Annotated in this window: 12 protein-coding genes; 6 read left to right on the forward strand and 6 right to left on the reverse strand. The window is 57.4% G+C overall.

What is annotated here, in order from left to right; genetic code table 11:
- Positions 1-321: 321 nt before the first annotated feature.
- On the reverse strand, positions 322-891 hold the full coding sequence (locus tag ACN19L_RS07290; RefSeq protein ID WP_426492856.1) for a hypothetical protein: 570 nt from the start codon (positions 889-891) through the stop codon (positions 322-324).
- A 369-nt stretch (positions 892-1,260) separates the two neighbouring features.
- Here ACN19L_RS07290 and ACN19L_RS07295 point away from each other — a divergent pair, with 369 nt between their 5' ends.
- The 3 genes from ACN19L_RS07295 to ACN19L_RS07305 all read left to right on the forward strand — a co-directional run bounded on the left by ACN19L_RS07295 (position 1,261) and on the right by ACN19L_RS07305 (position 3,707).
- Positions 1,261-2,037: a class I SAM-dependent methyltransferase gene (locus ACN19L_RS07295; protein WP_426492857.1), complete on the forward strand. Its 777-nt coding sequence runs from the start codon at positions 1,261-1,263 to the stop codon at positions 2,035-2,037.
- Between the two features lie 39 nt (positions 2,038-2,076).
- On the forward strand, positions 2,077-3,312 hold the full coding sequence (locus tag ACN19L_RS07300; protein WP_426492858.1) for an S-adenosylmethionine:tRNA ribosyltransferase-isomerase: 1,236 nt from the start codon (positions 2,077-2,079) through the stop codon (positions 3,310-3,312).
- 74 nt (positions 3,313-3,386) lie between these two features.
- Positions 3,387-3,707, forward strand: a complete 321-nt coding sequence (locus tag ACN19L_RS07305) for a hypothetical protein (RefSeq protein ID WP_426492859.1) — start codon at positions 3,387-3,389, stop codon at positions 3,705-3,707.
- Positions 3,708-3,783: 76 nt separating this feature from the next.
- On the opposite strand, the gene ACN19L_RS07310 is transcribed toward ACN19L_RS07305, so the two are convergent.
- A complete protein-coding gene (locus ACN19L_RS07310) occupies positions 3,784-6,399 on the reverse strand; it encodes a M14 family metallopeptidase (protein WP_426492860.1) in 2,616 nt (871 codons plus the stop codon).
- A gap of 193 nt (positions 6,400-6,592) precedes the next feature.
- Here ACN19L_RS07310 and ACN19L_RS07315 point away from each other — a divergent pair, with 193 nt between their 5' ends.
- Complete coding sequence (locus ACN19L_RS07315; protein ID WP_426492861.1) at positions 6,593-8,530, forward strand: CocE/NonD family hydrolase; 1,938 nt, start codon at positions 6,593-6,595, stop codon at positions 8,528-8,530.
- Between the two features lie 96 nt (positions 8,531-8,626).
- On the opposite strand, the gene ACN19L_RS07320 is transcribed toward ACN19L_RS07315, so the two are convergent.
- The gene (locus ACN19L_RS07320) at positions 8,627-8,887 is read right to left on the reverse strand and encodes a hypothetical protein (RefSeq protein ID WP_426492862.1); all 261 of its coding nucleotides are present in this window, start codon (positions 8,885-8,887) and stop codon (positions 8,627-8,629) included.
- A gap of 157 nt (positions 8,888-9,044) precedes the next feature.
- On the opposite strand from ACN19L_RS07320, the gene ACN19L_RS07325 reads away from it, so the two are divergent.
- Positions 9,045-9,527: a hypothetical protein gene (locus ACN19L_RS07325; RefSeq protein WP_426492863.1), complete on the forward strand. Its 483-nt coding sequence runs from the start codon at positions 9,045-9,047 to the stop codon at positions 9,525-9,527.
- Between the two features lie 51 nt (positions 9,528-9,578).
- Here ACN19L_RS07325 and ACN19L_RS07330 read toward each other — a convergent pair whose 3' ends face one another.
- Positions 9,579-10,940, reverse strand: a complete 1,362-nt coding sequence (locus ACN19L_RS07330) for a RagB/SusD family nutrient uptake outer membrane protein (protein ID WP_426492864.1) — start codon at positions 10,938-10,940, stop codon at positions 9,579-9,581.
- Between the two features lie 23 nt (positions 10,941-10,963).
- Positions 10,964-14,014, reverse strand: coding sequence for a SusC/RagA family TonB-linked outer membrane protein (locus tag ACN19L_RS07335; RefSeq protein ID WP_426492865.1), 3,051 nt, complete (start codon positions 14,012-14,014; stop codon positions 10,964-10,966).
- Positions 14,015-14,310: 296 nt separating this feature from the next.
- On the opposite strand from ACN19L_RS07335, the gene ACN19L_RS07340 reads away from it, so the two are divergent.
- Positions 14,311-15,486 carry a ribonuclease D gene (locus ACN19L_RS07340; protein WP_426492866.1) on the forward strand — a complete coding sequence of 392 codons (1,176 nt, stop codon included), beginning with the start codon at positions 14,311-14,313 and terminating at the stop codon, positions 15,484-15,486.
- Between the two features lie 166 nt (positions 15,487-15,652).
- Here ACN19L_RS07340 and ACN19L_RS07345 read toward each other — a convergent pair whose 3' ends face one another.
- Complete coding sequence (locus ACN19L_RS07345; RefSeq protein WP_426492867.1) at positions 15,653-15,979, reverse strand: nucleotide pyrophosphohydrolase; 327 nt, start codon at positions 15,977-15,979, stop codon at positions 15,653-15,655.
- Between the last annotated feature and the right edge of the window lie 6 nt (positions 15,980-15,985).

The raw sequence follows: 15,985 nt of genomic DNA on the forward strand, positions 1-15,985 counted from the left end.
GGTGCGGGAATAGTAGCCGAAGCATCAGCCAGCAGTTGTGTGGGGGCAGTTTTTTGAATAGCCACAGATTTAGGCAAGGAAACTGGTCGTTGGCCGTACTCCTGTACTGCCGGTAAATAGGCCGAAATCCGAGTGCTTTGGCAGGCGCTCATCCACAGGCTGCATAGTATCACAATTACTAGTCGGATTGTATTCATCTAAGCAAGCAGTGCTGTATAAAATCTAGTAGACAGTTCTAATGATTCAGCAATGTAGAGTTTCCGTCATAAAAAACGCCCTGATGTGTATCAGGGCGTTTTTTGTGTAAAGACTTAGAGCCGACTATACCTCGTCGAGCAGGCCCAATACAATGAATACAATACCGATGATGGCAATAACGGTACCCAGAATCGGGATAAGCAGGCCAACCAGAATACCAATCAACAGCAAGATGATACCCAGCTTAATGTTGCGGCTAATAGCGTTGGCATCTTCCTGTGAAGCAGCTTCTGACTTCTTGCTAACCTGAGCTTTGGCCGCCAGCTTATCGGCTTTCTTGGCCAATTTGGCTACCAGTGCCTTCTGCGCCAGGTTCAGCTTGGGGGCTTTGGCTACCGGAGCTTCTACTGTTGCAACAGCCGGGGCGGCGGCTGGCTTGGCTACCGGAGCCACCGCTACTGCCTTTTCGGCGGGCATCACAACGGGAGCCGCTTTAGGTGCGGGAGCAGGTGCAACGACCTCGGCAGTGGCTGGAGTTGTAGCGGGAGCCACCGTTACGGCGCGCTGGGTGCCGTGGTAGGCCGACGACGTTTTGGGCAGCATGGCGTACTCGGCGCGGTTGCAGCTGGTGAGGGCCACAGCAACGGCGGCAACGGCCGTGAGCTTGTGCAGGATTCCGGACAGGTGTTTCATAGGGTGAAATGGGTTAGGTGAACAGAATGAAACCGAGGCTTCTACGGACGAATGTAGAAGAAAGGCGGTAAAAAAATGTCTTTTCGCTATGTATAGCTGGCTTTCTGCTATTTACACTCGCGCTAGGAGCCTGATCTGAAATATCTTGGGGTAGCTACTGGTCAACCAGCCGCGTCTGCCGCCCGACCTGCTAGGCTTTACCAAAGTTCATTCAGTGAAGCACCGTATTCGTTAGGGACAGCGGCACTGGAACACTTTTCGCCTCCCTTGCACAGGCCGTAACGCAGACATTGATAGGGAACTTAACAGTCACCGAACGCTTCGACTGGATGAGATGTTAGCCTCGCATCGTTACTTTGTGCTGTGTCTATGCCCTTTTCACGTAAATCTGCGTTGTGGCTGAGTGCCGCCGGACTTTTAAGCGGAGCCTTTGCCTGCACCCAGCCGCTGACGGAAAGTACGGCGGCCCAACTCACCGAACAACGCCGCCTGGCTACTCCGGACAGCAGCGGCTACGAGCGGCGCGCCCCCCAGGACCTGAATGGTATCGGCAAGTATTACCTGGGCCGACAGATTGCCCACGTAATGGGCCATGAGGGCGCCAGCTGGCTGGAGCGCGCCGACCGTCAGCAGGAAGAAGGCACTGATATTCTGTTACGGGAACTGCGCCTGAAGCCGACCGATGTGGTAGCCGATATTGGAGCGGGTACTGGCTTCTTTACTTTCCGCATCAGTCCGCTGGTGCCCCAGGGCAAGGTGCTGGCCGTGGATATTCAGCCCGAAATGCTTACCGCCCTGCGCGACACCCGGGAGCGGCTGCGCGCTACCAACGTGGTGCCCGTGCGCGGCACCACCGATAACCCCAACCTACCTGCGCGGGGCGTAGATGTAGTCCTGATTGTGGATGCCTACCACGAGTTCGACCATCCCCGGGAAATGATGCGGGCTATCCGCAACTCCCTCACGCCTACCGGCCGGGTGGCGCTGGTAGAGTACCGGGCCGAGGACCCAAACGTACCAATCAAGCGCATCCACAAGATGAGCATAGCCCAGGCCCGCCGCGAAATGACCGCCATTGGGCTGCAGCTCACCGATTCCATTGAGTCGTTGCCCCAGCAGCACCTGCTGATTTTCCAGCGGCGGTAGGCCGGGCGGCACCGCGGGCAGGTTGTACCTTTGCGGCCTATGTCACTTTCAGCCACCCCCGATCCGCGCCAGCTTTCCATCCACGATTTTACTTATCAGTTGCCTCCGGAGCGCATTGCCCCGGAGCCGCTGGCCGAGCGGGACCAGTCGAAGCTGCTGCTGTACCGGCAGGGTACCGTGCAGGACCGGCAGTTCCGCGAGTTGCCCGCGCTGTTGCCGGCGCGTAGCCTGTTGGTGTTCAATGATACCAAAGTGGTGCGGGCCCGGCTGTTTGCCCGGCGACCTACAGGCGGTGTGGTGGAGCTGTTTTGCCTGGAGCCGGTGGCTCCGCACACGGCCATTGAGCCGGCCATGCAGCAAACCGGCAACTGCGTGTGGAAGTGCCTGGTCGGGAATGGCAAACGCTGGAAAGAAGGGCCGGTCACGCTGGAATTTGCGGCGGCGGGCCACCCCGCCGTGTTATCGGCCGAGCGGGTGGAACAGCGGGAAGGCTACGCCCTGATTCAGTTCAGCTGGGAGCCCGCGCACCTGCCGTTTGCCGAAGTGCTGCGCGGGGCCGGTCACCTGCCCCTGCCCCCCTACCTTAACCGCGCCGATACCGACGTGGACGCAGTGCGCTACCAAACCGTGTACGCCGCCCACGAAGGGGCCGTAGCGGCTCCCACGGCGGGGCTGCATTTCTCCGACGCGGTGCTGGCTGACTTGACTGCTCGCCGGATTTCTTCGGCCCGCGTGACCCTGCACGTGGGGGCCGGTACCTTTCAGCCGGTGAAAGCCGAGCACATGGACGGCCACGCTATGCACGGGGAGCCCATCAGCGTATCGTCCGATGTACTACAACAGCTACTGCAACACGCCCCCAATCCGATTATTCCGGTTGGTACCACCAGTCTGCGCACTCTGGAGAGCCTGTATTGGCTGGGGGCCCGCCTAGTACAGCAGCCCACGGCTGAACCCACGTGGCACGTAAGCCAATGGCAGCCGTATGAGCCGCAACAGGAGGTAGCCACCGCCGAGGCCTTGCAGGCGCTGCTCACCTATCTGACCCAATCCGGCTCCGATACGCTGCACGCCACCACCCAGCTGCTGATTGCGCCTAGCTACCGGTTCCGGGTAATCACGGGATTGATTACCAACTTCCATCAGCCGGAGAGCACACTGCTACTGCTCGTAGCCGCCCTTATCGGCCCGGAATGGCGGACGGTGTACGAGCACGCCCTCGCCCACGACTATCGGTTTCTGAGCTACGGTGACTCCTCATTGCTGCTACCGTAACCTGAACCACAACACAACCATTTTCCAGCAGCCCGTATAAGGACTCAGATTCTTGTTTCAATCAGACTCTCCTCATGAAAAAGATACTGCTCCTGGCTGCTGCCGCCGTTTTCACGGCCACGGCCTCTTTCGCTCAAGGCGACAAAACTACAGTGCGCGACAACGCTACCGGCGCTAAAACCACCGTTACCGAGCGTGATAACGGCACGGTAAAAGTAGAGTCCCGTACGGGCCGTACCGAAGCCGGCCAAAAGGCTTACAACACCAAAGAAGATGTGAAATACGCCGGCAAGAAGACCGGTAACGCCATTGAGCGCGGGGCCAAGAAAACCGGCCGTGCCGTGAAGAAAGGTGCCAAAACCGTAAAAAACAAAGCCGAGGACGTAGTAGATTAGTCTGCTTCGCGCTTCGCAACAGAAAGCCCCGTCAGCAGTGCTGACGGGGCTTTCTGTTATTGCCTGACTGGGTATCTTACTGTCCAACGATAAATACGGCATTCCCGAACAGCAGCTTACCGCCCTGCCAGAATGCCCGGAACAGTGGGTTATCCGCCAAGAATACTACCTGGCCGCGGCCCAGATCCTGGGTACCCAGCACGAAGCTGTCGGTAAGGGCCCGCTTGGCTCCCCGGCCCGCAAAGCCAGCGGCATAGCTATCCTTTTTGAGTACGCCCACATTCCAGCCGCCCTTGGGCAGGAAGCGGTAGTTGGGCACGTCGCGCAGCAGAGCATAGTAGGTATTGCCGTAGCCGAAAGCCAGCGGGTGAGTATTGTCGATCTGCACGCGGTACACGCTGCCCTGCACCCGCTCCCCGATTTCCTCCCGCTCGGCATCAGCATAGCGGCGCAGAGCGGCGTAAGGATTTACCTTTCTGCCAGCGGCAGCCGTATCGGCAGGTTTAGTTTTCAGCAGGAAATCCTTGTTACCGGCCAGAAAGCGCGAGGCACCTTCCAGGGCAATAAGGCGGCCCCCGCCGCGCACCCAGGCTTTCACGTTTTCCAGCCCCCGCTCCGTGAGCACGTCGTCGTAACGGCCATCCGGCAACACCAGCACATCAAATTTGCTGAGCGGTACGCCATTGAAATAGTCCGTACCAAGTACCGTAACGGGGTAGCCTACCTGCTGCTCGAAGAAGTGCCATACCTCGCCAAACGCCGTAGCATCCACGCCCGGACCGGCCAGAATGGCCACGTTGGGCATTTTCAGGGGCCGCACGGAGCGGGAGCCCAGGTCCCCGCCGGTGGTGGACAGGCCTGATTGCACGGCCTGCACCATCACACCAGCCGAGTCGGCTTGGGCGTGTACCAACTGGTCGAAGCGAGTACCCATTCGCTCATTGCCGGTGCGCGGAATGATGAGGGTGCCCCGCTGGTATTTCTGCCCCTCAGTTTCAAACGGCTCATCGGCCACCCGAATTTTGACGCCCTGCTGCAACAAGCGGCTCAGAAAGCGTACATCCTGCAAATTATTCCAGCGGGCCAGGTAGGCATAAGGAGAGTTGCCCGTTGCCGGTTGGGGGTTAGTTGCGGGCTGGGAGCTATTGGGAGCGGAAGCGGGTTTGCCACCTTTTTCCACCACCGTAGCTACTGGCAACTGAGAACTGGTAACGGGCAACTGATTTTTCAAGGCGTAGCCTTTGAGCCCGAAAGCATAGGGCAACGACCAGGCCGTCAGATCGTAGGTCAGGGAGTCTTCCAGCTGAGCCTGGGGCTCGAACAGCACCTTCACCAGCGTGGATTTGGGCTGGTACATACTGATAACTACGTCGCGGGGCTCTACCTGCACGCTTTCGGTTTTGCCGGTGGTGTAGTTGTAGCCCGTTTGCCGGGTGCGCTTGGTGGCAAAACCATAGCTGATTTGCTGGCGGTCGAGGTATTGCGTGAGGGCGCGCACCTGGCCGGGGTCGGAGGAGCCGGCCAGTACGTAGGATTTGTACTCGCCGCGGGGCTTGGTGCGGGCGTCGGTATAAAACTTCTGGAACTCGCGCACCAATTCTTCATGACGGTCAGAAGCCGCCTGCAGGGTAGCCAAACTGGTAGCGTGGTGGTGCTCGATGCGCTGGGCCAGCGTGAGCGTGTCGCCGTCGGCCTTCACGTAGCTGGTGCCGGCCGGGCCACCCCCGCCCTGCTCGTAGGTCATGCCAATAGCGCCGTTAAAGCTGGGCCAGGTGTCGCCGTAAAAGGGAGCAAACAGGTCGTAGGTTTCGCGAGTGAAATACAGCCAGTTGTTCTTGTCAAACACGCGGCGGTTATAGTCGCCGATGATGTCCTGAAACTTGCGCTGCCAGGCAGTGAGGTCGGCGTGGAACGGTTTGGCCGCCGGCGAGAAGTAGTACGGGTTATTGGGGCCCATTTCGTGAAAGTCGGCGTGCACCTGGGGTAGCCATTGGTTGTACACCACAATCCGTTGCCGGCTTTCCTGCTGGGTCTGCCAGGCCCAGTCACGGTTCAGGTCGAAGTAGTAATGGTTATAGCGGCCACCGGGCCAGGGCTCGTGGTGCTCCCAGCTCAAAGCCGAGGCGTTGGGCCGCTGGTTGGCCACGCGGTTATACCACTGCGCGTACCGGTCGCGCCCGTCGGGGTTCACGCAGGGGTCCACAATCACCACCAGGTTCTGCAGCCACTGCTGCATCTGCTGGTTCTGAGGGTTCGCCAGGTCGTACAGTACCTGCATTACCGCTTCCGACGACACGGCCTCATTGCCGTGCACATTGTAGCTCAGCCATACCACGGCCGGCTGCTTGGTGGCCGCCGAGCCACTTTCCAGGCCCGCCAGGCGCAGGTTGTTGCGGCGGATATCATCCAGATTCGTCAGGTTATCGGGCGTAGCCACGTACACCAGTTCCAGCGGGCGGTTTTCGTAGGTGCGGCCGTAGCGCTGCAGCTTCATGCGGCCGGGGCTGTGCTGTACTACGTGCTCCACGTAGCGCAGCAGCTCGGCGTGGGGTGTGAAGCGGGTGCCCAGCTCGTAGCCCAGGAACTGTCGGGGAGTCAGAAGCGGGCCGTCGGCAGTAGGTTGGGCCCAGCCGGGAGTAGCTAGCCCACAGCATAGTAGCAGGCCCGCAAACCAGGAAAGTAAGTGTCGCACAAGCGCGGGGGTTAAGCCGGCCGGAGCCGGAACGGAGAGAATAGGTTGGGTAGCCAAAGAAAGCAGAAAAATCCCCACCGAAGGATGCTTTTCCCCTACTTTGGCTGCATCTTTCTCAGTGGCTTGTTTCAGTCAGCCGTTTTGAAATGGCTGCCCGCCTTTGGTATTCCTTTCCTTCTTTATTCCATTCTCCATGCCCATTTCTCCCCTTCGCCGCACTGGCCTCGCAGCCCTGCTGGCGGCTGGCGCGCTGGCAGCTCATGCCCAAAAACCTGTATCGTACCCGCTACCTACTGAAGCCGAAAAGCAGCAGATGGCCGTAGTACTGGCCGACACGCTCTACATTCAGCAGCACTACACCAAAACGGAATATCAGATTCCGATGCGCGACGGGGTGAAGCTGTACACGGTGGTGTACGCTCCCAACGATGCCGACAAGGTGAAATACCCCATCATGCTCAACCGCACGCCCTACGCCGTGGGGCCGTACGGGAAGGGCAAATACAAGTATAGCCTGGGCCCCAGCAGCACCATGATGCACGAGGGCTACATCTTCGCGTACCAGGACGTGCGGGGCCGGTATATGTCGGAGGGTACGTTTGTGGATGTGCGGCCGGAAAAGGATACGCATAAGGGCAAAACCGACATCGACGAGGGCACCGATACCTACGATACTATTGAGTGGCTGCTGAAAAAGGGCCCGAAAAACAATGGCCGCGTGGGCCAGTGGGGCATCAGCTACCCGGGCTACTATACCGCTACCGGCCTGCTTAGCCGCCACCCGGCCCTGAAAGCGTCCTCGCCCCAAGCCCCTATTGCCGACTGGTTCTGGGACGATTTTCACCACAACGGAGCCTTCTTCCTGCCCCACGCCTTTAATTTTCTGGCTTCCTTTGGCCTGCCCCGGCCCCAGCCCACGCCCACCGGCAACCCCAGCTTCAAGCACGGCACCCCCGACGGCTACGACTTCTTTCTGAAGATGGGCCCGCTCAAAAACGCCGACGCGAAATACTACAAGGGCCAGGTGGCGTTCTGGAACGAAATGACCCAGCACCCCAATTACGACGAGTTCTGGCAGGCCCGCAACCTGCGCCCCCACCTCAAAAACCTCAACAAAGGCACGGCCGTGCTGACCGTGGGCGGCTTCAATGACGCCGAAGACCTGTTCGGGGCCCTGAAAATCTACGAAACCATTGAGCAGCAGAACCCGGGCATGCGCAATGGCCTGGTGATGGGCCCCTGGGTGCACGGGGGCTGGGCCCGGGGCACTGGTGAGCTGGTAGGCAACGTGGCCTACGGCGAGTCGCCTTCCCTGTATTATCAAAAGGAAATTGAAGCCCCGTTTTTCAAGTCCTACCTGAAAGATGGCAAGCCGGCCGCCGTGCCCGAGGCTACCGTGTTTGAAGGCGGCACCAACCGCTGGCGCACCTTTGATGCCTGGCCCCCGAAGGCTGCAAAAGAGCGCACGATGTTCTTCCTGCCCAATGGCACAATTGGGTTTGAACAGCCCGCCACCGGCGCGGAATTTGACCAATTTCTGAGCGACCCGGCTCACCCGGTACCATTCACCGAAGCGACGGCCGTGGGCATGACGCGCGAGTACATGACCGACGACCAGCGCTTTGCCGCCCGTCGCCCCGACGTGCTTACCTACCAAACGCCCGTGCTTACCGAAGACCTCACGCTGGCCGGCCCCATTGATGCGCTGCTACAGGTAGCCACCACCGGTACCGATGCTGATTGGGTGGTTAAAATCATTGACGTGTATCCCGACGATACGCCCAACAATCCGCTGCTGAACCCAGCCGTGAAGCTGGGCGGTTACCAGCAAATGGTGCGCTCGGAAGTGATGCGGGGCCGGTTCCGCAACAGCTTCAGCAAGCCAGAGGCCTTTGTACCGGGGCAGGTAACGGCCGTCCCGTTTGTGGTGCAGGACCTCTGCCACACCTTCCGTAAGGGCCATCGCCTGATGGTGCAGGTGCAAAGCACTTGGTTTCCGTTGGTAGATCGTAACCCCCAAACCTTCGTGCCCAACATCTTTGAGGCCGATGAAAAGGACTTTCAGGCCGCTACGCACCGTTTGTATCACTCGCCGCAGCATGCCTCCCATCTGAGAGTGCGCGTGCTGTAGGATAAACAGCATAGGAAAGAGGCTGGCAACTTGTTTCAGTTATCGGGTGTTGCCCGCAGTGAAACAAGTTGTCAGCCTCTTTTTGCTTTGTTACCTCTACAGCCTGGCTACGTTATTGTAGTCCAGTTCAGCGGGTTTCTCGTGGAGGTCGTACTTCACCTTTTCCACTACACCCCGGCCAAACAGGCTAATCCCAGCGTTAAATACCACCAAGGCAGCAGTACCGGCAGCCACCCATTCCTTGGTAGGATGACCGTTGCGTTTTTTGTCGGCAGCCCATTGCACCAGGCAGTTGCCCAGGCCAATCACCATCAGCCCGGCAGGGGCGAAAACCAACCATTTTTCCTTGTGCGTCATGAGGAATTTGGGAGAGAGAAGGACGTAAATCAAGCGGAAGCCCGCATCGGCAACTGCTGGCTTCACCTTGCACAATCGTACCTTTGCGCTGTGGGGTTACAACATCCCCCAACTATATTTTGTTAGCTGGCCCTGAGTCAGTGCTTTGGCGTTTCTTATGCTCGTCCCCCCTTACCAGCGGCTGCTGGAGCTGGCCTTCGCTCAGCCGGCTGATGCCGCCCGTTACCTCCATCCGACCACCACGGCCGCTTACCGCGCCTTTGAGCAGGCTAATCCGCAGGATATTGCCTACCGGTTCGAGCGGGTGCGCCTGGGTGTGGCCCTGGCCCTAATGAAGCTCCTCTCCGACCTCGGTGACCTGGAGGAAGGCCGGGCTGTGCTGGAGGTGCTGCTCCGGGCCCTGAAAGCGCCTTCTGTAGGAGCTATTGATGCCACTATCCAGAAAGACGCCGCCACGTTTGAGCGCCTCTACGCCGACCTGTACGTGAACGACGAAGGCGAGCAGTTGCTCCATTTGTTTGAGCGCACCCTCGACGCCGACTCTCAGCCCCTCATGGACGACGTTATCCGGGAAGCTCTGCGCCTAGCTCCTAAGCTCGATTTCAGCCACCTCACCGAGGAAGACGAGGACGAAGAATAATAAAAAGGCCGCTCTGAGAGCGGCCTTTTTAGTTATAAGAGGCATCACCAATTAATATCCTTCATTCTGGACTAATCGGGGATTTACATCAATCTCACGACGCGGAATCGGGAAAATCAGGCGAGGCGAGTTCCAAGCCAAATTCACGTTCACGTTGGGTGCCGAGTTGACAACGGCTTCCTGCGTCCGTTTGGCATCGTGCAGGCGGAAGCCCTCGAAAGCCAATTCCAGACGCCGCTCCCGCAGAATAGCATTCAGGGAAAGTTGAGCACTGGTAAGTGGAGCCAGACCGGAGCGTACCCGCACCAAGTTTAGGTCGCTCAACGCGCCGGTGACATTACCGCCACGGAAGCGGGCTTCCGCGCGCGTCAGATACATCTCCGCCAGCCGAATCAACACGACGTTGGCATACGGGTCATCGTACTTGAGCAGGTAGTTGGTGCCACCGGAACTACCGAATAGGTTCAGGCGCGTATCATCCGCCTCGTAGCGGTTCAGATGCTGCTCCTGAATTTCAATATCCGCCCGGCTCAACTCCGAAAAGTAGGTATTCAGCTCGTTGATGCCATCTTGGTTGGAAACCTGCAGCGAAAAGATGATTTCCGTGGAGGCTTTGGTGTTCGTAAATACGGCCTCTACCGATTCATCCAGTGAGTAGCGAGTGTTGGCAATTACCTCACTGGCCGCGGCGGCAGCTTCCGTGTAGCGGCCCTGCTGCAGATACACCCGGGAAAGGATAGCAGAGGCCGCACTCCTGTTTGCAAAAACGCCATTGGTAACTGGCAAGAGAGTTTTAGCACGCTCCAAGTCCTGCAATACCTGAGTATAGACCTCCGCAACCGTATTTCTGGCTACTTGGTTGTTACTGCCTAGGCTGGTGGTAGGAGTAAGTACCAAGGGAACCCCAGGGTTACTTTGCGGATTACCATCATTCCACGCTTTGGCGTAGTAGCGCACCAGATCAAAGTATACCAAGCCCCGTACTAGCAGAGCCTCACCCTCAATGCGGTTCCGACGAGCTGCCGTTACCTTGTCAATAGCGGCCAACACACTGTTTGCATTGTTGATGGTACGGTACCCGGCCAGCCAAGACTGAGCGACGAAGGTATTGTTAACTAGCAGGGCTTTACGGTAGGCTTCGTTTGGCTGATTGAAGGTACCCACGAAGGCCAAGTCTCCAGCGTCTCCCAGCAACTCTCCCATAAACTGCAGCTGCCCGCCATACAGGGCCTGAGCGCCCAGACGGTCATACACCCCTACCATGGCCGCCTCAACGTCGGCCGAAGTTTTCAGTGCGTCTTCGGCCAGTACGGTGTTGCTGGGCGTGATATCCAGCTCGTCATTACAGCTAGCCAACGGTAGCAGCCCCAGCGTGGTAGCTACCAGAAGAGAACGAACAACAGAATATTTCATGTCCAAAAAAGATCAGAGGATGATTAAAACCCGATGTTCAGCCCTACGGTGAACGTCTTGGCTTGTGGGGCAGAGTAAAAGTCGTTACCCTGCGAAATATTGCTGGCGATGTAGTCGGTGTTTACTTCCGGGTCCCAGCCTTTGTAATCGGTGAACGTGAGCAGGTTCACACCTGAGAAGAACAAGCGGGCGTTATTGATGCGGGCATACGAAGTCAACGATTTGGGAATGTTAACACCCAGCGTTACCGTCCGTAAGCGCACGTAGGAGCCATCGTACAGGAAGCGGGAAGATTCGCCGACACCATTGCCGGCAAACAGGCGTGCTTGGGGCACATCCGTTACATCGCCAGGATTTCGCCAGCGCCGCAGCTGGTCGCGGGTCTGGTTATCGAAGCCGTTATTGAAGCCTACCGACATAAACTTCCCGCCCCCATCGTACACTTCATTTCCGAACACTCCCTGGAAGGTGAACGAGAAATCAATGAGATTCCGGAAAGTGAATGTATTGGTAACCCCTCCAATCCACTTGGGATTCGGATTGCCCAGAATAACCCGCTGGGCAGCATTATAGTCGGACGTGGTGCTGCGGTCCAAAGAACCATCGGCATTGGTCGTATTCAGGTAATACAGCGCGTCGCCGTTAGCAGGATCTACTCCGGCATACTCAACCCCGAAAAATACACCCAGCGGCTGACCTTCCTGCGCCCGGTTGAGGAATCCACCCTCAATAATCTGACCCTGCAGATTTTTTACTTTGTTTCGGTTAGCAGCGGCATTAATGCTGGTCGTCCAAGTGAAGTTGTCCCCTTCCAGGTTACGGGTATTTAAAGCTACTTCCAAGCCTTCGTTCTCCAAATCACCCACGTTGCGGAACTGCTGCGCAAAGCCGCTGGTGCCAGGCACGTTTACGTTCAAGGCAAGATCAGAGGTGTTCTTACGATACAGGTCTATCTCACCCGTCAAGCGGCTGTTGAAGAACCCGAAGTCCAAACCCACGTCCAACTGACTGGTAGTTTCCCATTTCAGGTCCGGGTTAGCAATCTGCACCGGAGCCTGACCGGGTACTCCGCCGTAGCCGGCATCGGAGTACAGCGCCTGCCAAGGGAAATCCGGGAACGACTGGTTACCCGTGATACCGTAGCTCACGCGGGGCTTGATCAGGCTGATAACCGCGTTATCCTTCAGGAAAGCCTCTTCGGTGAGCACCCAGCCTACCGAAGCTGCCGGGAAGAAACCGAACTGGTTGTTGCTGCCAAAACGCGAAGAACCATCGGCCCGGAAGCTCGCATTAATCAGGTACCGGTTGCTGAAGATGTAGTTGGCCCGGCCAAACCACGATACCAGAGAGCTTTCCGTACGCGCCGATGAGCCGGCACTAATCAGGGCGGCACTGGCAATCTGTTTGTACGCGTCGCTGGGGAACTGCTGGCCGGATACGCTGTTGGATTTCACCCGCCGCTTCTCGAACGAGAATCCGCCTACCAGTTCTAAGCTGTGCTGCTCACCCAACACCGGCCGGAATGTGGCGAAGTTGTTGGTAATGAAGCGGCCGTTGGTCACGGTACGGTTGGTACCATTGCCATTGTCGGCGAAGGAGGTATTGCGGGCCGTAAGGCGACCATAATAGGAATCTTCCTCTTGGTTGAGCAGGTCAACGCCTAGCTCCGAGCGGAAGGATAGCTGCTTGGTAAAATTCAGCTGCCCATAAATGTTACCCAGGTTGCGGTAAACCGTGGCTAGATAAGAAGCACCAATGGTGTTCAATAGCGGGTTATAATACACCGGGAAGTTAGTGTTAGGCAGCCCAGTAGTATTATCCAGTGCCCCGCTGATCTGGTTGGTGCGTGGGTCTATCAGCGGTGTAGTAGGCGATAGAGCCACAATCTGCATGGGATTGGAAAACGCATTGTCGGCGGCTAAGCGCCGGTTTTCCGTACGGCTGAGCGAATAATTCAGGCCCAGGGAAAAGAAATCCGACGCTTTATGGTCGAGGTTGGTACGCGTGGTAATCCGTTTGAACTGGTTGCCTACCAGAATACCTTTCTGGTCGCTATACCCTCCGGAAACGTAGAATTTTGTTTTATCCGACCCTCCGTTGGCACTCAGATCAACCTGATGAAATGGTGCTGACTGAAACACTTCTTCCTGCCAGTCAGTACCGTAGGCCAGTACATTTGCATTGCCAGCAGCGTAGCGCTGTAGGCGAGTTTCGGCAAAAGCAGTCAGGCCCACATTTGCGGCCGATTCCCGCACCAAGTCTACATATTCAGTAGGGTTCAGAAAGTCCCGCTTGCGGGTAGGTGTGCTAGTGCCAGTCTGGTAGCTCAGATTGAAACGCGTAGCTCCTTCCCGGCCTCGCTTCGTGGTAATCAGCACTACCCCATTCGATGCCCGAGAACCATAGATAGCTGAAGCGGCGGCATCTTTAAGAATGCTGATAGACTCTATATCGTTGGCATTCAGGTCCGCAATAGGGTTGGTTTCGGCACTGATGCCCGACTGGCTCTCCGAAATAATCGGCACCCCATCTACTACGTACAGGGGCTGGTTACCACCACTCACTGAAGTAGCGCCGCGCACCCGCACTTTGATACCCTGTCCCAGCTTTCCGCTGCTATTCTCAATAAACACACCGGCTGCTTTACCCTGAATAGCCTGCTCAAAAGAAGGTACTGGGGTATTTTGCACATCCTTGCCTCCAAGCTGCACAATAGAGCCTGTAATGTCGGCTTTAGCCTGCGTCCCGTAGCCTACTACTACGGCTTCGCCCAGTTCGGTGGCGCTGCTTTTCAGGGTTACATTCACGCTGGTGCGGTCCCCAACAACAATGTTCTGCGTTTCAAATCCAATGGAACTCAGAACCAGGGTGGCCCCGGGCTGCACCGATAACGTGAATCCACCATCGGCGCCGGTGCTGGTGCCGTTGCTGGTGCCGCGCTCCAGTACGGTTACGCCCGGCAGACTGGAGCCCGTAGCATCCGTTACGCGCCCGCTCACTGTGCGCGTTTGGGCGGTAGCGGCAGTTGCCACCAGCACACCACACGCCAGTGGAATGAGGAAATGTTTTTTCATACGTGTCTGGCCCTCCTCAGGCCGTATTGAGTGAAAAATACCGGCTGCTACGCCGAAACAGGATAAGTACGTGGCAGGCTACTCATAGCGAAGCCAGAAAAAACGGCTGCAACCGCTATATCCTTATTAGCAAATGTAAATAGTTTGCAACAAGTCTGGATACGGAGGGTCTTTTCGAATTGCGCGCGCATCATTTCAGCTAGCTGGTTATAAACCCGGGCACTTGCTACCTTTACTTTGCCTTACCTTGGAAGCCGGTAAGTCTTCCTTTCACTCCCCCGATTCTTTTGCACTTAATGCCCGATATCCAGTATATCACCGATGCCGCTGCCGTTGCTCAGGTTGCGGAAACCGTCCGACAACAGCCTCGCATAGCCATTGACCTGGAGTTTGACGACATGCGCTACCGGTACGGACGTAACTTGGCCCTGATCCAGCTATTCGACGGCAACACGGTGTATCTCATTGACCCGCTGGCGCTTACCAACCCAGCCCAGGAGCTCGAGCCCCTCTGGGCCGTACTGCGTACCCCCCAGGTAGCGAAAGTATTTCACAGCTGCAAATCCGATATTCTGCTGCTGGATGAGTTATACGGCGTGCACGTGCGGCCCATTGTGGATACTAGCGTGCAGTACACGCTGCTGGCTGAGTCGGACAATAACATCTCGTTGGGCCGCCTGATTCAGCAAGAGCTGGGTATTGAAGTAGATAAGGGCGAGCAGAAATCCAACTGGCTGAAACGCCCGCTCACGGATGCCCAAATGCAGTATGCCGCCAACGACGTACTCTACCTATTTGAACTGGCAGACCGCCTGCAAGCCAAATTAGATGCCTTGGGCCGTACGGCTTGGGCTGTGCAGGAAAATGAGGCCTTGGAAGAAGTACGCTACTCCCGCGATGAGCGACCTTACCTGCGTCTGGCCGGAAAATACCGCATCCAGCCCCAGGAACTGCCCATGTTCCGGGATCTGTTTCTACTGCGCGACGAGGTAGCCCGCCACATTGATCGGCCCTCATACATGGTGGCCAGCAACGACCGGCTGGCCGAGCTTACCCGCCTGCCCGTAACCAGCACGGGCCATTTGCGCAATGCGCCCGGCTTACACCCGGAGTTGAAGCGCAGCCCTTTTGCCGAGCGGCTGGTCAACCTGTCGCAGGAAGATCGGCAGCCCGAGCCGCCCCAGCCCCTGGAGCAGCGGCGGTTCCCGTTTCGCCGCCGCCTCACCGGGGCGAAAGCCGCCCAGGCCGATGCCCGCGAAGCGTTATTGATGGCGTTAAAAACTCACCTGGCCGAAGACCAGAGCCCGATTATGGCCAACCTGGTACTCAGCAACCGCCTCATTGCTGATATCATTGAGCAGGGGGCCGATGCCTCATTGCGTCCCTGGCAACACGCACTGCTGCTGGAAACCGCCCAGCGCCATGGTTTAGATTTCGAACAGATTACCGCTCCCTTCGACTTCAAAGGCTAGGCAGTTGTCCTGAAAGATCGGCCTGAATCTGAAAAAGTCGTTTGCAACCCGTAAGCGCGTTACGCTTCGATACGGCTTAGCCTGATGCTCCGACAATAACTGCCCTGCATAGCTACCGAACTAAAAACTGCCCCTGCTACCCTTGGCAAGGGCAGTTTTTTTGCGGCTACCGTAGCTTCTCATTTTGCTGGTGGCGGGTGGCGTCGCGCTGGGTTTTCTTGGCCAGGTTGCGGTGCAGGGCTTCGGTTAGGTTGACGCCGGTTTGGTTAGCCAGGCAAATCACTACGAACAGCACATCGGCCAGCTCATCGGCCAGCACCTTGTCTTTGTCGGACTCCTTGAAGGACTGTTCCCCGTACTGCCGGGCAATGATGCGGGCCACTTCCCCTACCTCTTCCGTGAGCATGGCCATATTGGTCAGTTCATTGAAATACCGGATGCCGGTAGTCTGGATCCAGGTGTCAACGGTTTGTTGGGCTTCTTCGATGGTCATGTGAGT

It is taken from the genome of Hymenobacter sp. 102 (assembly GCF_049949205.1).
GTDB lineage: Bacteria > Bacteroidota > Bacteroidia > Cytophagales > Hymenobacteraceae > Hymenobacter.